General features: G+C 48.3%; 17 protein-coding genes. 3 read left to right on the top strand and 14 right to left on the bottom strand.

The features are described 5' to 3' along the window. Positions 1–8: 8 nt before the first annotated feature. Genes FBF61_RS15420 through FBF61_RS15400 form a run of 5 tightly spaced genes read right to left on the bottom strand, consistent with a single transcriptional unit; the run spans position 9 to position 7884 of the window. Complete coding sequence (locus FBF61_RS15420; RefSeq protein ID WP_138478727.1) at positions 9–1076, bottom strand: glycoside hydrolase family protein; 1068 nt, start codon at positions 1074–1076, stop codon at positions 9–11. An 8-nt stretch (positions 1077–1084) separates the two neighbouring features. Further along, on the bottom strand, positions 1085–2698 hold the full coding sequence (locus tag FBF61_RS15415) for a RagB/SusD family nutrient uptake outer membrane protein (RefSeq protein WP_138478724.1): 1614 nt from the start codon (positions 2696–2698) through the stop codon (positions 1085–1087). A gap of 35 nt (positions 2699–2733) precedes the next feature. Continuing rightward, positions 2734–6108, bottom strand: coding sequence for a SusC/RagA family TonB-linked outer membrane protein (locus tag FBF61_RS15410; RefSeq protein WP_138478722.1), 3375 nt, complete (start codon positions 6106–6108; stop codon positions 2734–2736). A 25-nt stretch (positions 6109–6133) separates the two neighbouring features. Continuing rightward, complete coding sequence (locus FBF61_RS15405; protein WP_138478720.1) at positions 6134–7162, bottom strand: FecR family protein; 1029 nt, start codon at positions 7160–7162, stop codon at positions 6134–6136. A gap of 44 nt (positions 7163–7206) precedes the next feature. Next, positions 7207–7884 carry an RNA polymerase sigma-70 factor gene (locus FBF61_RS15400; protein WP_138478718.1) on the bottom strand — a complete coding sequence of 226 codons (678 nt, stop codon included), beginning with the start codon at positions 7882–7884 and terminating at the stop codon, positions 7207–7209. A 204-nt stretch (positions 7885–8088) separates the two neighbouring features. Here FBF61_RS15400 and FBF61_RS15395 point away from each other — a divergent pair, with 204 nt between their 5' ends. Then, positions 8089–10920 carry a hypothetical protein gene (locus tag FBF61_RS15395; RefSeq protein WP_138478716.1) on the top strand — a complete coding sequence of 944 codons (2832 nt, stop codon included), beginning with the start codon at positions 8089–8091 and terminating at the stop codon, positions 10918–10920. 262 nt (positions 10921–11182) lie between these two features. Next, positions 11183–12049, top strand: a complete 867-nt coding sequence (locus FBF61_RS15390; RefSeq protein WP_229215064.1) for a sugar phosphate isomerase/epimerase family protein — start codon at positions 11183–11185, stop codon at positions 12047–12049. An 11-nt stretch (positions 12050–12060) separates the two neighbouring features. On the opposite strand, the gene FBF61_RS15385 is transcribed toward FBF61_RS15390, so the two are convergent. From FBF61_RS15385 to FBF61_RS15370, 4 genes are all read right to left on the bottom strand, one after another. After that, positions 12061–12759 carry a hypothetical protein gene (locus tag FBF61_RS15385; RefSeq protein ID WP_138478712.1) on the bottom strand — a complete coding sequence of 233 codons (699 nt, stop codon included), beginning with the start codon at positions 12757–12759 and terminating at the stop codon, positions 12061–12063. 107 nt (positions 12760–12866) lie between these two features. Then, complete coding sequence (locus FBF61_RS15380) at positions 12867–13733, bottom strand: DMT family transporter (protein ID WP_138478710.1); 867 nt, start codon at positions 13731–13733, stop codon at positions 12867–12869. Between the two features lie 407 nt (positions 13734–14140). Further along, positions 14141–15328 (bottom strand): cytochrome-c peroxidase, encoded by a 1188-nt coding sequence (locus FBF61_RS15375; protein WP_138478708.1) that lies wholly within the window; start codon positions 15326–15328, stop codon positions 14141–14143. A 155-nt stretch (positions 15329–15483) separates the two neighbouring features. Beyond that, positions 15484–15921: an RrF2 family transcriptional regulator gene (locus FBF61_RS15370; RefSeq protein ID WP_138478706.1), complete on the bottom strand. Its 438-nt coding sequence runs from the start codon at positions 15919–15921 to the stop codon at positions 15484–15486. A 340-nt stretch (positions 15922–16261) separates the two neighbouring features. Here FBF61_RS15370 and FBF61_RS15365 point away from each other — a divergent pair, with 340 nt between their 5' ends. Then, positions 16262–16606: an FKBP-type peptidyl-prolyl cis-trans isomerase gene (locus tag FBF61_RS15365; protein WP_166444543.1), complete on the top strand. Its 345-nt coding sequence runs from the start codon at positions 16262–16264 to the stop codon at positions 16604–16606. 50 nt (positions 16607–16656) lie between these two features. On the opposite strand, the gene FBF61_RS15360 is transcribed toward FBF61_RS15365, so the two are convergent. Genes FBF61_RS15360 through FBF61_RS15340 form a run of 5 tightly spaced genes read right to left on the bottom strand, consistent with a single transcriptional unit; the run spans position 16657 to position 23008 of the window. Next, a complete protein-coding gene (locus FBF61_RS15360) occupies positions 16657–17403 on the bottom strand; it encodes an HpcH/HpaI aldolase family protein (RefSeq protein WP_138478702.1) in 747 nt (248 codons plus the stop codon). After that, positions 17400–18497 carry a phosphotransferase family protein gene (locus FBF61_RS15355; RefSeq protein ID WP_138478700.1) on the bottom strand — a complete coding sequence of 366 codons (1098 nt, stop codon included), beginning with the start codon at positions 18495–18497 and terminating at the stop codon, positions 17400–17402. Before FBF61_RS15355 ends, FBF61_RS15360 begins: the two co-directional genes overlap by 4 nt. A gap of 1 nt (position 18498) precedes the next feature. Next, positions 18499–19572 carry a bile acid:sodium symporter family protein gene (locus FBF61_RS15350; protein WP_138478698.1) on the bottom strand — a complete coding sequence of 358 codons (1074 nt, stop codon included), beginning with the start codon at positions 19570–19572 and terminating at the stop codon, positions 18499–18501. Positions 19573–19597: 25 nt separating this feature from the next. Next, on the bottom strand, positions 19598–21304 hold the full coding sequence (locus FBF61_RS15345) for a glycosyl hydrolase family 32 (protein ID WP_138478696.1): 1707 nt from the start codon (positions 21302–21304) through the stop codon (positions 19598–19600). Positions 21305–21346: 42 nt separating this feature from the next. Further along, positions 21347–23008 (bottom strand): RagB/SusD family nutrient uptake outer membrane protein, encoded by a 1662-nt coding sequence (locus tag FBF61_RS15340; RefSeq protein ID WP_138478694.1) that lies wholly within the window; start codon positions 23006–23008, stop codon positions 21347–21349. Positions 23009–23031 lie beyond the last annotated feature (23 nt).

Below are 23031 nucleotides of genomic sequence, written 5' to 3'. Positions count from 1 at the left end.
CTTATATGTTAGTTACCTGCCTCCAAGTCTCTGGAGGTAGCCAGCGCAATGACCCTGCCCTGACTGCCTACTGCATTGTAAAAATGGTATACCACACCGTTCCATTTGACGATCCAGGGTTTATGCGCATAAGTTTTATCAAAAGGTTCGGTTGGTGCGATCAGATCCTCTCCGTCCCAGTCTGTCCAGTTAATAAGGTCATAGGAACATGCGAACCGCTCAAAAGCGCCCGGTTTCCAGAAAGCCCCGAAGTAGAACATCACATACACATCGCCGATTTTTGTGATCTGAGCGTCGCCGCAGATCCCGGTGTTACGGGTGATCAGCGGTTTCTGGCCGTGGCGTTTCCAATGATGCATATCATCGGAAACAGCCATGGCAATACTTTCGAAACCGTTGCCTTTTGCATCTGCCCTTTCACCCTTTGCATTGTAGTACATGACAAAAGGATGGCCTGTTTTTCGTTCTTTGTCCCTTATGATCAGACTTTTGTAAATTGTTTTATCATCATACCAGCGTGCATCCTTATCCACTGCCGACAATACCGGCTGCGCCAACCGGTCCAGCTCCCTGGCTTTGGTCAGATCATCACTTGTGGCGATTCCGATACCCAGCCTGCCTGCCTCATAACCCTTTTCACTACCGCCCAGGTACGAAAGCCAATACTTATTCCCCAACCGCTCAGGCTCATAGGATCCGCCCCACTCCGTATCGACCAATGACACATAACCGGCTTTTTGCGTCGCATCCCAGGTATTTTCAGTAAAAGACATGATCTTGCCCAGAGAAGTCCATTGCAGCAGGTTATCGCTTTTGGCGAGCCAGGTCTCATATCCCTTGCCGTCGAAGATGATATAGGTCATGTACCAAAGCCCGTCTTTCCGGAACACGGTAGGGCTGTCGACCATGCGGCCGCTATCCGGCTGGGGTATTACGACTCCGTATTTGTAGGGTGTTTTGACCTCCTCAAAAATTCGCTGCATTACCTGTCGCGACACCTGGGTTTTGGCCGGAGATTGACCAAAGCCGCAGAACGCCGAAATCAGGAAAACACAACAAACAAAGTACTGCTTCATCTTTATTTTTATTGATAGGCCGGGTTTTGTTCCAGCTTTGGATTTGAATTAATGGCAATCTGAGGCAGCGGAAACACGGCTCTGAACTCCCCGTTCGGCTTGTGCGACAACCAGCTTTTCGAGGTATACACTCCGAAACGGATCATATCGCGGCGACGGAATCCTTCCCAGGCAAACTCCCACCCCAGCTCATCGAACATCCGGCCATACTGGATGGCTGCTGCATTTCCAGGCTCGACGACTTTGTAATTTTCAACATAACCGTATTGGTAGCTGCTGCCTTTCTGCAGGTCAGCCGCGGTCACAGTAGCTTTTGCCGGTTTTGCGGTAAAAGCCCGCGCACGCACTTCCGAAACCACCATGGCGGCATCGTTGGCTTTTCCCGTACGCAGCAAACATTCAGCTTTCATCATCAGCACCTGTGCATAACGGAAAAAAGGAAAGTCGTTGCCCAGGCTACCCATCGCAGCTGTTTTTACTTCGAACTTATTCATCCTGTACCCTTCCGCTTCGCCTGTGTACAGTCCGTCGGGAAGTTCATTGGTAAGCACCACATTTTTACCTGCCTGGTCATAAGAACCTTTCAACGGCGTCACCCCGTCTACTGCAAACTGCGGCCCGATCATCCAGGTTGCGGCCAGGCGCTTGTCATCCGGATCATAGGTATTGATAAATTGCGGGACTCCCTTTGCCGACCCGGCTCCCCAGGGCGTTGCCTGCATATTGACCTTGTTTTTCAAGGAAGCATGCCATGAAAACATGTGCGCACTGAACCCGCCTGCCAGGTTCTCTTCGAAAGGAATTGCAAATATGATTTCCTGGGAATTCTGATTTTCAGTCACAAAAGGGGCAGAAAGGCTCGACTCGAGTTTATACTTGCCCGAAGCAATGATCTCGTTGCACAATGCCAGGCATTCTTCCCATCTGGATTCTCCGGCATACACTTGTGCATTGAGATAAACATTAGCCAGCAGCGTTTTGGCTGCCCACTTGTTGAATCGTCCGTACATCAGCGTGTTCCGGTCTTCGCTCAATGTCGGGATAGACTCCGTCAGTTCTTTAACGATAAACAGATAAATGTCCTTCCTGGCGGTTTTCCCCAGCAGCTCGTCCGACCGGTCGGTGATCAGAGGCACATCTCCGAAATTATCACAAAGCATCCAGTAAAAGAACGCCCTCACTGCGCGCATTTCGGCCACCAGGGCTTCCTTGGTAACGCCATTGGGAACAGCGATTTTCCCGACGGTGAGCTGATCAATTACCCGGTTTGCGTTGGTGACCCCGGAATAGAAGCTGTTCCACATATTGTTCATCTGCGGGTTTTCCGAATTCCATGTATGCAGGTGCATGCGTTTGTAAATACCGCCGTCATCCCATCCGGAAGCATTGGCAGGCATGACGATGGCATCGGCGGTCGATTCCTGCGCCATATAGTAATGTGTATGCGATATCAGGCCGCGCATACTGGCATAGCCGATACTCATCGCCTGGTAAGCATTGTTATAATTATACGACTCCTCCGTCACTTCGGAGTAGATTTTTTCGTCCAGATCATTATTGCATGCGCTTGTGGCAAAGGCGAGCAAAAGTGTTGTAAAAAGATATGAGTTAATTGGCTTCATAGCGTAAGATCTTTTTGATTTTATGTCTGATAAAACTAGAATGTCAACATGGCTCCCGCAGTGAAGCTCGTAGTGGCAGGATACCGGTTTTTATCATCTATGCCCGGGAACAATCCGCTGATCCCGACTTCCGGGTCAATGCCTTTGTACCCGGTGATGGTGTACAGGTTGGCAACCGCCAGATAAACCCGGCCGCGTTTCACATACTTGTTTTTCAGGTTGAGGTTATAGCCCAGTGTGACATTGTCGATTTTCCAGTAATTACCGTTTTCGATGTAGTAGCTCACATAGTTCAGCGACTGGTCGTCCGCCAGCGGGCGTTTGCCGTAAATCGGATCGTAGGCATTGGAACGCAGGTTACCTCTTGTCAGCATCACCGGCGCGCTCCAGAACATTTCCGTCATGTTCAGGATCTGAAAGCCAAATGCGCCGCGCATGGTGATATTCAGATCGAAATTTTTGTAGGCCAGCGTATTATTCCAGTTGAGGTAACGTTTGGGCAAACCGTTTCCGATGATCTGCTTGTCGTCCGCCTGCTGCTGGGCAATTGGCTTGGGCTGCCCGTCTTTTCCTTCAATAATCCAGTGCCCGGTTTCATCGATATCAATTGTTTTGAATCCCCAGTAATTCCCGATCGGCTGCCCAACCTGCACGCGGTGGGTGGTTTGCTGAATAGGCTCTCCTGTATTGCCCGTATCGAAATAACCGCTGGCAAGCGCAAACCTGTCGTTGGACAGTGAAAGTATCTTGTTGGAATTGGTGGAAAAATTAGCAGAAGTTGTCCATCGGAAAGAAGGTGTCTGTAACGGTATGGCATTGACCTGGATCTCGATCCCTTTGTTTTCCATGGAAGCCGCATTGGCTGTGATGGTACTGTACAGGTAAGGAGGCGTAGGCACCGGGAAATTGGCGATCAGATCTCGGGTAGTGCGGCGGTAAACATCCACCGACCCGGAAATCCGGTCATTCATGAAACCATAATCCAGCCCGATGTTAACCTCTTCCTTGCGTTCCCAGCGCAGGTCGGGGTTGGCGTTATTGGAAGGATTGATTGCCTGCACCCACTGACCATTGATCAGTACATTGGTATTGAAATTGATTTTATTGAGCGAGATATAGGAAGTGCCCGGTTCGGTTCCCGTTACCCCGTAGCCGGCACGCAGTTTCATGTTGGAAACCGTGTTTGTATTTTCAAGAAAGGCCTCTCTTTTCAAATTCCAGCCAACAGAAAAAGCCGGGAAGCTGCCCCATTTATGGTTGGCTCCAAATCGGGATGATCCTTCGTGACGAACACTGGCCATTAACAGGTATTTGTTCATAAAACTGTAATTGACCCTGAAAAAATAGCTGATCAGCTTGTTCTCCGACTGGGAAGACGACTCCGGAGCCTGCCCGCGCCTGAGGGCCAACCCCGCACCAATGTTATTGTAGGTAAAGTTGTCGGTCGGAAAATCCCAGTTTTGCATCCAGTATTCCTCAATATTGTACCGCCTCCATGTATGTCCTGCCAGAAGCACGAAGTTGTGGTCCTGTATACTTTTGTTATAGTTCGCTGTGAATTCGAACAGGTCGTCCTGAGAGCGGGTAGTGCCTCTCGACGCAAACCCGTTGCGGCCATTCCTGGCTGTTGAATAATGGTTTTTTGTTTCGTAATATCCCCTGGTACTGTTGTACATATCACGGGCAAACAACCCCTTGATTTCAAGTCCCTCTATAGGTGCGAGGGAAATGGTACCGTAAGTTCTCAAGTTGTTGTTCCTGTTTTGTCCGTGCGATTCTTCGATCAGCGCTAGCGGGTTCATATAGTCTGTTTTGTCGGTCCGTTCAGTCCACTTGCCGTTTTCATCCTTTAAAGGCTCGGTAGGGTTGAAGGTAAGCGAGTTCCGGTAAACCAGCCCTGAGTAGGAACCGCCGTCTATCGAGTAAAACTTCTGCTGATAACCGCTCAGGTTTGCATTGATCTTCAATAACCCGTCAAACATCGAGTGGTTTACTTCTATGCGTGGAAAAAGCGTAGAGTTATCCGATTTTTTCATGATTCCATTCAGGTGCCGGTACTCCATGCTGACAATGTAATTGGTCGTGCGGGAACCGCCACGGAGACTGATATTGTGCACCTGGGACAGCGGTTTTTGGGTAACTTCCCGGAGCCAGTCCGTGCTGTGGCCGTAATCAATCGCTCCGGGCTTTTGCTGGGCGGCAAGCTGACGATACTGGTTCACGTCCATGAAATCGAGCTTGCGGGTCATCCTTTGGGTAGTAAAATAGGAGTTCACTTCCAGGATGGCCGGTGTTTCCCCTTTCACTTTTCGGGTAGTGATCAGAATTACGCCGTTTGTTCCGCGGGTCCCGTAGATCGCAGCTGCGGAACCGTCTTTCAAAACATCTATCGATTCTATATCCTCAGGCGCTACGGTGTTCAGGCCTCCCGGAACCCCGTCAATCAGAATCAGCGGTTCGGAACTGGCATTGATCGTCGCATTTCCTCTGAGGGAAATCTGGGCCAATGCGGTCGGATCTCCGCTCGGCGTCACCACGGTAAGTCCGGCTACTTTGCCCCGAATGAGCTGAGCTGCATCCTGGACTGGCCCCTTCACAAAATCCTCTGATTTAATGCTCGCAATGGCACTTGTGATCTGCTCGCGCTTCTGGGTACCATACCCGACGACCACCACTTCTTCCAGGCTTTTCAGATCAGGTACCATTGAAACATCGACGGCAGATCTGGTACCCACAACGACTTCCTGGTTCTGGTAACCGACGTAAGAAAAAACCAGCACAGCATCTGCCTTGAGATCATCACCTAACGTGATGCTGTATTTTCCATTCGCGTCGGTAGTGCTTCCCCTTGTTGTTCCTTTCAGGAGGACGCTCACACCTGGCAACGATTCACCTGCATCTCCTTTCACGACACCGCTTACGGTCCGGTCAATTGCTTTATTAGTTGCTTCCGGCGCAACGAGAATGATCTGGGAAGAACTCGATGTGGGCTGCTGCGATGTGGCAGGCGGTTCGTTGTTTTCTGGCACCGGCTGTTCCGCCCCCTGTTTGGTTTCGTCCTGAGTTGTCAGGATCAGGTAGGTCTGTTTACTCACTTTTTTGAAACGTAACCCGGCCGGAGTGAGCATATTGTTGAGTTTGTTTTCAATCGACTGCCCGGATTGTATCTGTGCCGGCAATACGGTAATGCCTTCGAGCAATTTTTCCTCAAATAAAATATCCACCTTGAACTGCTTTTTTACCTGCATGAGTGCATCCCGTAAAGTCACTTTGCTGCCGGGGCTTGTTGTAGGTCCGGCACTGCTTTTCGTATGATTCTGGGCCATCAGCTGGGCTTTTAAAGGCGACACATCTAACAGACATCCCACCATTAAGGTTACCAACACTTGAAAGTGTACTAGTTTGGTCATAACAATTAACGATTTAAGATACAGACTAATGATTGGAATTGAGGATAAAGGTTTCCGACTGTCCGTCGGTCCGAGGGGAGCGGGTCACACGGGCATTCAGAACATCAGACACAACTTTGATAATGTTCGCGGGATCGCTGGCGTTGAAGGTGCCCCCGAGGGTCCGTTTCGCGAGAACGGAATCCGACACAACTACATTCACGCCAAAATGCTCGCTGATCTGATAGGCAATTTCAGACACAGGTGTATTTTCGAACATAAACCTGCGCTGCTTCCAGGCCTGATGGGTGGATAAGGTCTGGCTATGACTGACGGTAAGCCTTCCCTGGACCGACAACATGGCAATATCACCGGGTTTCAGAAGGACTGGCTTGGGGTTCAGCTCTTTGAGGGACCTCAGCTGAACGCTTCCCTGGCTCAGCACTACCTTTGAGCCCCTGTCGCGGCTGTAAACGATGAATTCCGTCCCTAACACCCTCACTTCCAGCTTATCAGGCGTCCTAACGATAAACTTTCTGTGGTCGGGTGTGTGTTTTACCGCAAATTCGGCTTCTCCTTTCAGCCTGACTTCCCTTGTACCGCTTCCGAATCCAAAGCGCGGAACGGTCAAAACCGAGTTGGCGTTAAGTGTGACCCGGGTGCTGTCGGGTAGCCTTACGACCCGTATTTCGCCATAGCCGGTTTCATACTGCCGGTAGAGCCAGAAGTCGGAAGACAAATAAGCGCTGACAAGCAGGATAAAACAAGCGGCAGCTACCCACTGAAGGAAAAAAAGGTTTCTTCTGAAGGATCTGGAAAGTGTCCGCGCCAGGGATGCCGGCAAGTTGGGATCAGCAGTATTATTTTGAACGGTATACAATGAACGTTCATAAGCCAGATCAATGTTAGGAGTAAACTGAGGATTCTCGCTCTCCCATTCTTCCAGCCATTGAAAATACAGCTCCCGGTTGGCCGGGTTATCCAGCCATTCCTGAATCAGAATATTCTGCATCCGGGTTGTTTTCCCCTCGAAGAAATTCTGTATCACCTGTTTTGAAAGAAAGGGTTTCTTCATGCTTAGTTAAATTCAGTATGATGTGTTCTGACGGCAAAATCCCGTCAAATAAATAGCAGAAATAGTTGGATGACGGAAAGCAATCCATGGTCCTGCAGAGCCTTTCTGAGGATCGACAGCCCTTTGGTTATATGTCCTTCCACGGTCTTCACGGATAGTCCCAGCTCCTCGGCGATCGTCGTATTTCTTTTCCCTTCAAACCGGCTCATTAAGAACACTTTTTGGTTTTGCGGGGATAGTGACCTTATGACCTGCTCCACTTTGAGAACCAGCTCCTGAAACTGCAGCTCCTGCTGGGGAGTACATGCCGAAGCTGCTACCGGCAGCTCCCCCAAATCCTCGGTGAGCGCCTCTTTGCCAAAGTTTTTTTTCATATAATGAAATGCCGCATGCCTGACGGACGTAAATAAATAGGACCTGTACGATGTGACGACGGAGGTATGCAGCTGCTTGGACCAAAACTGCCCGAATACATCCACTACGATGTCTTCTGCAATGTCCCTGGAATACACGAACCGGACCGCATGACTGCAAAGTTGTTTATAGTATCTTTTGAAAAGCAATTCATAACCTCTCGCCGGATCTACTTCAAATGCCTGCTTGATAAACAATTCTGAATCAACAAAATCTGTCTGGGCTTTCTTAACATCCGGAAAATCGGACAACAATCTGGCCTGTTCCGTAATATGCGGTTTACTTTCAATAATAGACTTAGGATTCATACAAATTAAGGAAGTAGTTATCCATAAGAGTGTTTTATTGAAGCAATACCCTCGGCCATTTTGTGAAATTTTTTATTTTTTTTGTAATTATTCGTAAAAATGAAATGCTTGTATGTTACTTCGAACCCAACCCGTTCATTTTGGGCGGATCAAACCGTCGTAATCCAACAGGTATCAAAATCTGAGTTTCCCCCGAGCTGATTGATGAAATACATAAAATTCTGCCTGTGTGCGGCCTGGCTGACATTATCCGTAGACGTTTCCGGGAAAATGATGCAGACACACCCGGCTGGCCTGAACAAAGCCGGAATACGCATTTCCTTTGGTCACCGGGCGCCAAAAACTACTGCTCGTTCGGTAAAGATTTTGCCGGGTTCGGCAGGTTTGCAAGTTTTCGGGCCAATCGGTTCGGGAATGGAAAAGAACGACCAAGCGGGTGGCAAATCGGTGCTTCATGCTGGAAAGGGGGACATCGATATCCTGACCGTCGAGGTTGCCTGGCCCGCACCGACGGCCGCACCGCTAAAACTGGCATCCCACAAAGACCAGTATACCGTCAACAATGATGCGATGTGGGGTTACCTGATGGAAAACGGCTCCGAAGGTCAGGCGGCCCGCCTGCAGGATGATACCTGGAAGCAGCCCGATACGCCAAAACTGACCATTCAACTGGCCGATGATGGCACAAAAGGCTTTTCAATTGCAGTAGCACAACTGCTCCGGCATGGCGCAATGTGGCTGCCCGGGCACGACTGCTACATTACGCTGGCGGACAAGCCTGTTGATTTTAAAAAACATCTGTCGTCGCTGACCGGCAAGCGGACTTTGGATGTGGTCAACAAATCGCCGGATGCTACGCTTGCAGAATTTAAAAAGAAGTGGGAAGATTTCGGAAACCCTGTCGACTGGGACGTTTCCTGGCAGACCAAATACCTGGGCACAACCGGGCACCTGCTGATCACAGCAGCGGCTCATGGCTCACTGTATAAATTTGCGATAGACCGCCAGGCGAATGTCCGGCCTGATTTTGCCTCACCGCATCAGTTCAAATTTGACGTCTCCTGGCCTGGAAGTCAATGGCAATCACAAAAGATAGTCAACGGCTTACCCATTTGCCTTACCCGCCTTGAAAAGGATGGACAGGTATGCGGGACCGAACAGTTTGCCGCTCCGCTCGCCGGTTTTCCTGGCGACAACCCGGGAGAAATTCCAAGTGTTATGCTGACCAAAATGCACTTTTCAGGCAAATCAGGCCCGGTTTCATTCGATTTAAAAATAGCAGGTGTAGCCAAAAAAGTACAATTGGAAGCCAAAAGGTCAGGGGAACGTTGGAATGTTGTCGAACAGGGAAACCATGCGATCTGGCTGACCGTGGAAACGGGGCCGGGCTTTTCCGTAGAGCAGACCCGGTCAACAAATGGAGCAGATTCTTCGTCCGTCATTCAATTGAAATTTACAGGGAATTCAGATAGTGATGAAACCAGGGAAATTCTGGCCAAACTGCCTTCACCCGCAGTTGCAGCTGCCGATAGTGCAGTGTTATACGGAATCGATTTTCAAACTGCCCGCCAATCGGTGGTGAATTACTGGGAGCACTGGCTCTGTCAGGGCGCGTCTTTTCAGGTTCCTGAGCAGGCTGTCAATGATCTTTTTCGCGCGAATTTATGGCATGCCCTCATCCTCCCCCGGCACCGAAAAGACAACAATGGAACACTTCAAATGGATTTACCTTATGCGAACACTGCATACGGACAAAAAAATGCGGAATGGCCGGTTAACCAGGCCGTTTATGTGGATTATATGCTTTATGGTCTGCGCGGGTACCAGTCCGTAGCCGATGCCGAAATAGGCGCTATGTTCCGTAGCCAGCAGCAAAAAGATGGCAGGATTGGCGGGTTCGCAAACTGGGCTGTTTATTCGCCGGGGCATTTGTATGCCATCGGTAAAAATTACCTGCTCTCCCGCGATCGGGAACACTTTAACCAACTGTTGCCACAGGCGATCAAAACAGTGGACTGGTGCCTTGCGCAGGTAAACAATACCAGAAAGGATAGTGCCGCTACCGGTCTGGTCCGCGGGCCATTGAACGACCTTACCCACGCTGATCGTGAATGGGCTTTTTCACAGGCCTATTTTGTGGCAGGCCTGGAAATATTCGGCCGGGCGTTAAAAATTCATCGACATCCAAAAGCAAACGAGGTATTAACCGCCGCCGGAAGGCTGAAAAAGGATGTTGAAAAAGCATTTTCACAAAGCAGTGTCAGGTCTGCGGTGGTGCAGCTGGCCGACGGAAGCTGGACTAATTTTGTACCCACAGACGCTATGACCACACGGCGGATGATGGATCAGTGGTATCCCTCCGATGTGGATTGCGGGCCGCTGCACCTTGCCCGGCTCAATGCTGTTGATCCGCGTGGCTGGCTCACAACGGCCATGTTACACGACCATGAAGATAATCTCTTTCTGAAAAACCAGGGAGCTGCCAATGAGCCGGTGTATGTGCAGCAGGCAACGGCCTATCTTTTACGGGACGAACCCAAAGCTGCTATCAGGGCATTTTACAGTCTGATGGCATGTGGTTTTTCGCATAACCAGCTGTCGCCGGTTGAGCACCGCTGGGCCTGGGGGCAATACTACGGCCCGCCCAGTACCGATGGGGCTTGGTTTGAACTATATCGTAACATGCTGGTAAGCGAAAGGGATTCGTCTACTTTAATACTTGGACAGGCCATTCCGAGAAATTGGTTGACAAATGGCAAACAGATCAAAATTAAAAATGCACCAACGTATTTTGGCCCGCTTTCCTACACAATGGAAAGTAAGGCGGCTACCGGGTCGGTTACAGCCCATATTGAATTGTCAGACCGGAATCCGCCGGCCGAACTGCTGATCCGGTTCCGTCACCCGCAGGAAAAACAGATCCGTAAAGTGCTCGTAAACGGGAAACCCTGGAAGGATTTTGACATTCAAAAAGAATGGGTTCGCATTAACAAGCCAATAGCCGGAACTTACAGTGTGACAGCCCAATACCAGTAACTAAGACCCAAAAACTGCTTTGACTATCGTCCAAAAGTTCCTTTCAAGATAAAACTGACCTTGCTTAACCTGTTTTGTTTCCTATCCATTTCTGCTTTTACCGGCCGTTTTGCGGGCTGAATGTAGGTTTCAAAAGTAGATTTCTGCCCTCCGTATTTTATATTGGGCGAAATTTGCAGACCGTGCTCCAATTCAGCATCGACCCCGAAACAAACAAAATCTAACCCTTATGAACAGCCGCAGGATATTTTTAAAAAATAGTATGGCACTTGCCGCAATCTCGGCCTTGGATCTGCCCCTGAAAAAGAGTAAACCCAAACTGGCTTTTTCGACACTGGGATGTCCGAAGTGGTCGGTTTCCGAGATCATCTCAACGGCAGTTGCCCAGGGTTATCAGGCTGTTGAGATCCGCGGGCTGCAAGGTGAGCTGTATCTTCCCAAATGCCCGGAGTTTAGCTCTCCGGATCAGATCGCGCAGACCCGAAAACAATTTGAAGACAAAAAGATCAAGATCTGTAACCTGGGCGCGTCAACGGCCCTGCATCATCTGGATCCGGAAAAACGACAAAAAAACCTGGACGAAGCCAGGCGTTTTATCGATCTGGCCCAACAACTCGCCTGCCCGTATGTAAGGGTATTCCCAAACGACCTGCCGAAAGACCAGGACCGGGAAAAAACAATAGACATCATCGGCGAAGGGCTTCTGGAATTGGGAAAATACGCTGAAAAAGCCAATGTCACCGTCTTACTTGAGTCTCACGGAGAGGTGATCTGGAAGGATGTGCTGCTCCGGATCATGAAGCAGGCCGAGCATCCGAACGTAGGCCTTATCTGGGACATTTTCAACATGTGGTCGGTGACGAAAGAGCCGCCCAAAGAGGTTTATGCTACTTTAAAAAAATACATCAGGCATACGCACATCAAGGACGGCAGGCTGGTGAACGGCAAACCGGAATACACCTTTATCGGTCAGGGCGTGGCACCGCTTACGGAGGCCATAGACACACTGAAATCGGGGGGATATGACGGATATTATAGTTTTGAATGGGAAAAAATGTGGCATCCCGAGATTCCGGAACCCGGACTGGCTTTTGCCGATTACCCCAAATCGATCAAAAAATATTTCTGAGTGTAAGAAGCCTACCGGGATAACCCAGTAGGCTTTTTCCATATCACCATACCTACTCGCAACCCGAAAGACAGGTGCCCGGTAATTCTTTTGCCGACATTGTAATTCTCCCCCTCAAAAAATGGGTCTGACCTGCTTTCTGTCGGATTTACAAGGTTGCCGTAGGAGGAGCGGGTACTGGATAATCCCAACCCGGAGAAAAAGTCCAGCGTGATGCGCTCGGCCAGCAAAAACCGCCCGCCCAGTTTTCCGATCATTCCGATCTTGGTCTTCTGAAAATCGGCCTGGTCAAAATTCACCTGCAACGTGTCACTGTGCTCAGCAAAATAGTAACTTTTCCCCGCAGTCCCTGCCATAGCCGAAAACACCCCTTCCGCCGCCATGTACCAACCCATTCTTTCACGTTTTAACCAATAAAACTTGATTTCAGGCCGCACTTCGAACAGCCGGTACCCCCTGGTCCACCTGGGCTCGCTAAACCCCAGTCCTCGGTTGCCGGGAATGGGAACGCCCACACCCAGGTTCAGGCCCGCCGACCAGCGGTTGCCCAGCATCATTTCGGAGCCAAAGCGAATGGACGGATCCGGAAAACCAAGCGGAACAATGTCGATATGTGCATCGATATTTTTTTGAAAAAGATCTCCGGATACCTGCGCGCTGGCAGCGAATGAAGCAAGAAGTATCAGTATGATAGTAGAAATGTGTTTCATAAGTGTGCTTTTAGGTTACAAAACTAGCACTTCACATTTCATCTCCACATTAATTCACAAAAAACAGCCGGGGATCAGTCCTCAAACCGGATGATTCCCGGCTATGTTTAGCTTTTCTGCCGCATAGATATTAAACTCTGAAAAACCACGGAAGACATTACAAACAGCAAGCCGATGTAAAAGGATGCATTCACGGTTTTACTTTCACCAAAAAACAGAAAAGCCATAATAATGGCATAGATCGGTTCAAGGTTGAAGGTAAGGTTCACGGTAAATGCCGGTATCCTTTTCAATGCCTCAGCGAACAACACATACAGGCCGACCGTACAGAAAAGCGACAGCAGCAACAGATAGAAAGTATCCTTTAAGCTTGGAATAAGGCTTTCCACAGGAAAATAGTAGAGGTAGGCAGGCAGTAAAATCCCCAGGCCAACTGTGCCGCCGGCCATCTGATAATAATTGATAAGCTTACTGTCATACCGCCGTACCAGCCGCTCATTGTAAATTGTATAAAGCGCAGCAAAGGCAGATGAAATGGTCCCGAGCATGATGCCCAGCTGATAAGAAGCGTCAAAATGGAAAATCAGTCCGATGCCCAGCAAAGTAAGCAAACTCAGCAACAGCTCGGAAACTTCGAATTTTCCGTTGATCAACCCGTTAAAAATCGCCGTATAAAAGCTGGTGAGGCAGTAGCAAACGACACCAATTGAGATATTGGAATACTTGATACTGGCATAAAAAAACACCCAGTGTACAGTAATACAAAGACCAATTCTAGCGATAGCAAGCTTTTCCCTACGTGAAATAGCAGTACTTACATTGAGCAGTTTCAGAATAAAAAACAAGCAAATAGCAGAGAAGAATACCCGGTACCAGACCAGCAGTCCTTCATTCAGCGAGATCAGCTTCCCGAATACACCAGTAAAGCCGGCCAGTATTACAGCAGCGTGTAATACCAGATATGTTTTTTTCATAAGATTTGTCTACTTCTTAAAGATTTCAAATTATCAATATTTTAAATTTTGAATCACAGCATCGCAGGTCCAAATGATTTGGAGGCAATGCATTCATCAAGCTATTGGTAATTCAAGGTGCCGGAGGGGGCAGACAACTCTTACGGTTCATAGTATATTACTTTTTCCAAAGGTAACGAATTCACTTCGCCCGAAACAAATCGGCCAGCCGCGAAATCATAGCAAACACGTACAATTTTGGATCGCGAAGAAAAAAATACGATCATCCCGACACTGGTTTACAAGGACGAAGAATACCAGGTCAAAACCAGGGAAAAGCAATATTTCTATTTGATGACATTGAATTGAGACTACCTGGGCATTTCCGGTTTCGGCCTCTGCTGCGGAATGGGCAGCTGCGGGACTTCTCAAAGACCCTTCACAGGCAATCCGCTGGGTACAGAAGCGGGGACGGTTTTGTCGAAAGAGTCGTCATTGAGTGTGTTTAAAAACTCCACGATCCTGGATATATCTTTAAAATTCACATCCATGTGTGTAGCCAGCGAATCCATTTGTTCCTTCTTCACATTCGAATTTAATATCTTTCCTCCGGCAACGTCTTCATAAAACATCAGCACCTGCTCCAGGGTCGCAAATTTGCCGCTGTGCATATACGGGCCCGTATACCGAAGGTTCCGGAGTGAGGGTGTCCTGAATGCATAATCATTGTTGATTCCTGCATCGCTTTCTTTCCGGTTGTCCGTATCGGGTACGCCCAGGGTATGCAGCTTATAATCGGAAAACATCGGCCCCGAATGGCATTTCGCGCAGCCTGTAACCAGAAATGCATTGAGTCCGTCCTTTTCACTTGTGGACAAGGCATTGCTGTCGCCACGCATATACTGGTCAAACCGGGTATTGGGGGCAATCAGCGTACGCTCGTAGGATGCGATCGCCCTGGATAAATTAAGCTGGTTCACGGGTTCCTGCTCACCGGAGAAAGCCTCAGAAAACAACACGCTGTAAGCCGGAATTTTCCGGATCCGTTCTATAATTTCGTCCAGGACCTTATCCTCATGAAATGAATTGCCGCGCATTTCCTCCAGCGTCCGGATAGGTTCCAATGCCTGCATTTCCAGCCCCTTCGCTCTCAGGTCCCAGAACATAGGAGCCTTTTCCGGCTCATACAATTCTCCGTTTTTTATCCCATTGAAGGCAGTATTCAATATACTTTGAGAGTTCCGTTTTACGAATGGCAGATCATTGGTCTCAATAAACCTTCTTTTACTGCCGCTCCCTACCCCGTTTACCCCGATGGACGTTTCCAGGAATTCGGCATAGTTGAACTCCGGTTGATGGCAGGTAGCGCAGGACACATCCTTATTTCCGGAAAGAACCGGGTCAAAAAACAGGAGTCTGCCCAGATTTACCTTCTCAGGACTTGACGGATTGTCGGCCGGGTCCGTTACATAAAGCGGAAGCGCCCCCAGATCAGCAATTGTTTCTGTTGTCCTGGCTTGTTTTTCGTTTGAAGATGTCCGGTCATTTCCGCAGCCTGCGCAAAGCAATGCAATACACACCAGCAACGAGACATCACCCCTATTCCCAACAGACATTCTTAAATTCAATTGCATTCTCACACCATACCACTTTTATCACTCAAACCAATTTATCCAGATAACACTTCAGAACCAATGCATTGTTATGTTCTTTATCTTTTGCAGCAAACAGAAGCGATACCTTTTTGTGAACTTTAATCAAATCTAAAATTTCACCTCTCTTTGATGTAGCTCAATCCTAAATTAAGACTCTCATTGAACTCCCCGATCGTCGCTGACTGCAGTGCAACCTGCATCTTTTTTCTGATCTCCTTGAACTGGTTATGCAACGGACAAGGTTTTGTTTCCGAGCAGATTTTGAGTCCTAATCCACAACCTTTAAACACTTTATCACCGTCCACCGCACTAACAATATCCGCTAACGTGTGCCTCCGCGACGCATCACCGATGTAAAAACCACCATTGGGACCCTTACTGGATTGTATCAATTGACGCTTGCTCAAGTCCTGAAGAATTTTGGCAATAAAGTGCTCCGGCGAATCTATTCCTGCTGCTACTTCTCTGATACCGACCTTTTTCCCTCCCTCGGATTTCTGGGCTATAAAAATCACAGCCCTTATTGCGTATTCACACGTTTTCGAAAAAAACATCTTCCCCTGGTTTATTTACAAATGTATTTTCAAAAGCCTTGAAATAAAAGAGTTTTTAGTCTTTTATTTTTCACCCATTTTCCCCTTTCCTCAATTTTTCAACCAACACTTTTTACAGACCGTACCAGTGAAAAAACCAACTTTTACAGTCTGTTAACAATCTTTTACAATGTGTAATCGCCGCTATCAATTCAAGCTGGTAGATTTGAAATCCACTAAAACAGGAGTTAAAATGCTGTTCCCCCCTACCCGATACACATTCCTATGCAACAAGCCCCTCACCGCTTTTCTACTGATGTGTTTGGTACCATGGCTTGCCGGTTGCTGGAAGGGCAGGATTATGAGCACGCCATCTGGCCTTCAGTACAAAAGGATCATGAAAGGAACCGGGGTCAAAGCCAAAACCGGACAGGAAATTTTGTTGTTTGAGACTACCCGTTACAGGAACGGGACGATTCTGTACTCTAACGAGGGTACGACAACGCCAGTCAAGGTGCTTATTGGCGGAAACCAGGCGACGCTGGCTGTGGATGAAGCTCTGGTGGGGATGAAAGTCGGGGAGGTGAAAGAGATAATCGCTCCCCCCTATTTGGTAAAGAGGAAAGATTATCCGCCAAACGTCCACCCTGACTCCACACTGGTTATCAAACTGATCCTGCACAAAATTCTCTGGCAGCCATTGTAACCGGAGTTATGGATGCCGGCCGGATTTCTTCCCGAAGAGTTCGTTTACTTTCAGCTTGTTCCGATGTTTTTCAGGCTGCCTGTAAAGCCTTCTCTGAGATAAGAAATATCCGATCCCAATGCCAGGCACGTAAATCCCGCCTGCTGCAACTCCGGAATATCGTGAGGGTTTCTCACAAGAATGCCCGATTGTTTCTGATGCAGCTGTGCGGACTGATTAACTGTGGCCAGCGCCTCTTCAAAAGACAATGCCTGCTCTCCGGAACGAAAGGAAAGATCGAGTTTAAGATCAGCCGGACCCACAAAGAGCATATCGACACCTTCGACAGCGGCGATGTTCGCCGAATTCCGCACACCTTCGTAATTCTCGATCTGCGCCAGAAACAAAGGCGGTACCCAGCCCGACATATCTTTCGGTGCATCCAGTCCGTATTTGAACGCCCGCGCTGAACTCGAGAACCCGCGTGAACCATGGGGCGGATAACGCATTGCCCTGACGCAGTCAGCAGCCTGCTCCGGCGTAGAGACGTGCGGCAGCATGATGCCGGAAGCGCCCCAGTCGAGGACGCGGGCGATCAGGGCTTCGTCCAGAGAACCGACCCGGACGATCAGCCTGATATCCTCACGTTTTGCTGCCTGCAGGCAGGCGAGTACACCCGATTCACTGATGCAGCCGTGTTCCAGGTCAAACAGTAACCAGTCGAAACCACATTCCGATGCAATCTCGGCAATAACAGGAGAGCCGACCGATAACCACGTTCCTATGCCCAACCGCCGGGAACCAGTATCTGCTTTCATAGATCTTTGATTTGTTTGAGGCTCTGAAGTCCTTCGCAGGCAGTTTGAATTCTTTGTTTGGTAAAGTCCCTCAGTGAAGTTCCAGTGGCACCGGACCCGAGCAGAAAAAAATCCGACTTCCGGTCGAAATAGCCCCCACCGACACGGATTACAGCTTTTACCACAATGTTCCTCAGTAAATGCAGCCAGAACCTGGTCAGAAAATGCGCTGGTAATACCCTTATTTTTTGATAACCACGAATAGCTGCTTCTACCACTTCGCCGGAATGAAAACAGGCCAGCAGGGAAAGGTCGTCTGTGGGGTCACCACAAATGGTATCATCCCAATCGATAAATGCTTTAATGCCTTCTGCGTTTCCAAGAATGTTCCATAGCGCCAGGTCTTTATGAACAAGACAGCCGTGATCCAGTTCAAGGTATTTTTTATGTCGTCCCACCAGGATCTCCATGTCCTCCGCCTCGGTTTCGTTCAGTAGTCCGCCTTCCACAAGGAAATTGAGATGTTTGTTCCAGTTCAGGAAGTAATAATCAGGGTAAGTTTTATGCAAGCCCCTTAACTGGCCACCATCCCTCAGTAATCCGGGATCGAAAGGACCGAAACCAGCGGGTGTAATGGATTGCCATTTTGCTATATTCCCGCCGATGTGCCCCGCAAGGTTAACCAGATCCAGGTTTCTTTCCTTATGCAGTTTATTCAGATCAGGATAATTGCAGAATTCCAGCATCTGGTACGAAAACGTTACCTCCGACCGGGTTGCGTCCACTGCATAAACCTTGGGGGTCGGAACCCCAGTTTCCCGTACCAGATCCAGCACCCTGGCCTCGATTTCCATATAATCATCTCCTTCCGGGCCATTTTCCAGTCTGAGAAAATACGTTTCGGTGCCATACTCGGCCAGATATGTGATATGATTGCCCTGCCCACCCGCTTTCCGAAGCGAAAAAGGTTTGTTGCCGAACCACTTTTCAAGCTGTTGCATCAAAGATTTTTCTATTAAAAATGAGTCACTGGTGGTGAGCCGGTCATTGGTAAGCGTATAAAATGCGGACGGACGGTCGCACTTCCAGTAGTGTATTGCTTTTCTGTTTGACATATCAGTTTTCAGGAGTTTTTCGATGCCACCACGAAGCCAGCAGGGAACCGGTTACATTCATTAAGGGGCCAAAAATTGCAGGAGCAAGTCCGATTGTGGCTATTTTGCCCATTTCTTTGGCAATGCCGGAAGCAAGGCCTCCGTTTTGCATACCTACTTCGATCGCGATCGTGCGGCAATCGCGCTCATTCATTCTGAACAACCTGGCCGACCAGTAACCCAGCAGATAACCGCACAGATTGTGGATCAAAACCAGTAAAAGCAGCAACGGGCCGATCCTGACCAGGCTGTCTCTACCCGCCGCCGTGATCACCACAATGGAAAACGCAATCCCGAACATAGAAACCAGCGGCATCGCTTCATCCAGCCATTTCACTTTTCCGCTGAACAGCTTGTTGAAAAGCAGCCCGGCCCCGATCGGCAGAATGACCATTTTGGCAATATCCCACATCATATTCCATGCGTTAATTTCTACAAAAGCACCGGCAAGCAACTTCATCAGAAGAGGCGTGACAAATGGAGCCATGGAAGTGGAAATGGCTGTAATAGTGATAGAAAGCGCCAGATTGGCCTTAGCCAGATAAGATATCACATTGGACGCCATCCCGTTGGGCGAGCAGCCGATCAGGATAATACCCGCCGCAATTTCGGGTTCGAGACCACTGATACTGGCCAGTACGAAACCCAGCAGCGGCATGATCAGAAAGTGACTGGTAACACCTATAAAGACACCCTTCGGCATTTTGATCACACCCGAAAAATCTTCAAAACTCATGGAAGTACCCATACCGAACATGATCAGCTGGATCAGCGGTGTGATCAGCCCTGTGAACCTGAAACCATTGTATTCTATAAAATAATGAGGGTAAAACAGGGCGGCCGTCACTGCGCCAAGAATGAACATGGTGTAGCTAAACCCTTTCAGAGATTCATATCCCCGAAAGGCAACAGCCACCAAAAGGAAGAATGCGGTAATCGCCGGACCAGCCTGGGAAGCGTTGCCTGTGGAAAGCATAAACATGGCTATCGCGAAACACAGGCAGGAAAGTCCTGCTGATAATTTGTAAATGGTCATTATCGATCAAATATTTAACCTGAAATCAGTAAGCGTTTTTCCCTTTTGTATCGATCACGCCATCGTATCCTGGCCCGCCAGCTGCCAGGTAGCCATAGCTTGCCCCACTTTCGTCCGGGCTAACCCAAAAGGAATAGAGCTTTCCATTTGTCAAATGAAATCTAAATTTGACAGGCTTGCCTTTAATGGCGGAAAGATCCGGGGAGCCTTTCCATTTAATCTGATGTAACGTCTTGTTTGTTTTAACTGAAATGCTGTTTTTAAGAGAATATGGGGCGATTATCTTATTATTTCCATCCAAAATCTCAACCTTTAATTCACCTTCCGTGCAATCCACATTTACAAAGAAATGTTTCCCGTCGAAAGTGACTGGCCTGGTAGTTAATGTTCCTTTTTTACCTTCTGATTCCATGGAGGCGAATCCGTCCCGCCGCAATTTTGCCATACCGATGGCAGCGCCTGAGTACATCCCCCTCGACCCATCGGGAGCGATACCCGAGTACCCGCAATATGGGAACCAAAGTTCATCGCCCATAACAAGACAAACACCGGTGGTGCCATGTAAATAGCCCCTGTCCCAATCGCCATCTTTCTGTGTGGGTTTGATAAATGCCCGGCGATCGGGGCGGTCCCAGTGAAAACCGTCGCGGCTGAAACCGAGTTTCAGTTCGGTAATTTTTGGAAATTTCCCTTCGTAACAGATACGGTTATCAGGCCCGAGCAGAATGTAAAATTCGCCCAGCATAATACTTTCATAGGCTACTGCATTGAGGCTGTAAAGCTGAGGCTGATCTTTTATCAGTGGATCGGCTTCGTCAAGTTTGTCGGCATTTGCCCAAAAAACCGCATTACTCCAATCGGCACCTTTTATAAAATCCTTGTTTTCAGAATAATATCTTGCCCTGCCTATCCCCTGTCTTTTGATACTGTAAACCCATTTATCACGAAACGGATTGTAAAAGAATGAACAGTAGTCATCTGCTTTTCCTGTAGAGACTTCCGGAGTCCAGGCCTTGCCGTCCTTTGAAGTCTGGACCGTATGATTTCGGCGGTCTTTATTGTGAGTACCCCTGTCTGTCAAATATTTATATTTTTCAGAAGCATTTTCAGGGTTCACATCCAGCCAAAATGAATTGTCACCGCCAGCATCCGCCCAGCCGGAAGGCAACAGGATATTTTCATTTACAATACCCAGATCCGGGCGCGTCCAGTTTACAAGATTTTTGCTGGTCGCCATAGCCAGGCCACCTCTCCAACCGGCCGTGTAAAACATTTTAAAATGCTGTTCGCCCGGATCAAAGAAAACACCTCCGTGCCCGAGATACGTAACAGCTTTTTGTCCCTTTTCCCCGATGTCGACATGGCTGAGCTCGCTTTTTGTCTGAGCAGAAAAAACAGGATTATGCTCAAACTTTTTTGCCGTATGAAAGACTTGTTTAAGATCAGAGCTTTCAATCAGAAAGTTATCGACAAAAAGCTGGCGGCCAGTATTGATGGGTATCACCTTCGGCGGCGTTTCCAGGTATGGTACACGCATAGGTTCCGCAGATTTCGGGTCTTCGGTTTTGGGAGGCCATTGGTCGGGAAGTTCAATACCATTGTAAAGTACCTCTCCTTTTCCGCTTTGCTGCCCGGGGGTACTTTGGGCTATGCCGTTTGTATTAAAAAACAGACAAACGACCAACATAGAAAGAAGGGTATGCAAACTATATTTTTTTGATATGTTATTCATGATCAAGAGTTTATTTTATTATGCTGCAACTGATTCAGGTAGTTAATATCCCGGGTTCTGATCAAGTTTATTGCTGAAATTTGCGTCAATTGCTTTCTGGGGAATGGGCCAGAACGCGTGTTTATCCTGAATTGTCGACCGTGCATCGTCGCGCATGTTATATTTGCGGACACGCTCCACCAGCTTACCAGTCCTGACCAGGGTCCTGTGCCGGGGCTCTTCGGCAATCAGCTCCCTGGCACGTTCATCGAGAATGTAATCGAGCGTAACTTCATCTGGTGAAACCGGTTTGGCATTTGCACGTTTACGGATCATATTGATATCCTCCGCTGCTTTTGCCAGTTCACCTTTAAGCATATACGCTTCAGCCCGCAGCAAATAGGTTTCGGCCAGACGATAAACGATAAAATCGGAATAGGTGAATCCTTTGTGAAACAAACTCGTACCTCCCAGGTATCCGATCTTGCCCTCAATTTTTCTGAGTGTTGGGTACAACATTTGAAAAGTATCCAGCTTTGCATAATGTTCTTTCAGTACTTCCTTTTTGTACCAGGCAGAGGAAGGATTATTGTAATAATAAGTCCGGCGGATGTTGTGAGGGGAATTTCTTATGTCGTTATTCCAGTTGTCTTTCCAAAGATTATAAAGGAAATAGGTGGTCGGTCTGACAATCCCGACCCCGCGGCCCAGACTATCCTGGACTATCATTCCTGCTTTTCCGTCCGGATCTTTCACATTGACATAAAAAGGTGACCAGTTTCTGAGGCTCGGGTTCCCGCCGGTATTCGAGCCCATACCTCCCGGAGTCTGATCTTCGAACTGCCACACATAGATCGTTTCCAGGTTTCCGGAGCTTCTGTTTTGATTACCGGTTTTAAACAGATCCGAATATACATCTCCCGGCAAAGCCCTGTTGACTCCAAACCTTTCGGTCATCAGTTGATACTGCCCGGAATTGATCACTTCCGATGCACTTGCTATGGCTTTGTCATATTCTTTCAGACTGATATATACTTCGGTCAAAAGATGATCGGCTGCCGCTTTTACTATCCGTCCTTCCTTGCTCTTTTCCACGGTTGCGGGCAGCCATTCCGAAGCGAATTCCAGATCGTTTTTAGCTGATTCATAAACCTGCTGCCGGGTATTCCTGGCAAAATCCGTTTTAGGACCTATGTAAATCGTGTCCACAACCGGCACTCCTCCATATAAATTGGCAAGAAAATTATGGGTGTAGGCCCTGAAAAACCTGGCCTCGGCAATCACGGCATTCTTTTCAGCCTCATTGGACCAGATTTTCGCTGATTCAGGCCTGTTTGCATATACAATAACCGTATTTGCTCTGGGAAGCATGTCCGCGTATGCCCAGTCCCAGTAGCGTTCCACGCAGGCAGTAACGGGTGTCAGAAAGGTTTCCCAGTTCCGGAAATTCGGTGTCGCGTTCTCACCATTGCATGCGATATCTGTGCCGATCTGAAGGTTCATATACCAGGGCAGATAGTCAAACTTGGTTAGTTCCTCACGTGCGCCGAAATGCAGTGCATTGATATAGTTTTCGAAACCCGATCTGGAAGTGAGCACGTTCTCAGAACTCAGCGATGCGAGTGGGACTTCATTTAGAAAATCGTCGCCGCATGACTGGGTCAAAAGGCACATGATGGGTGTCAGCAGGCAAAAGATTCCTTTTCTGAATTTATAAGTTTTCATAATTGGTCATGAGTAAGGAGATA

Origin of the sequence: Dyadobacter bucti (assembly GCF_005869225.1) — a bacterium.
GTDB lineage: Bacteria > Bacteroidota > Bacteroidia > Cytophagales > Spirosomataceae > Dyadobacter > Dyadobacter bucti.
This window is presented reverse-complemented; position numbering and strand designations above follow the sequence as displayed.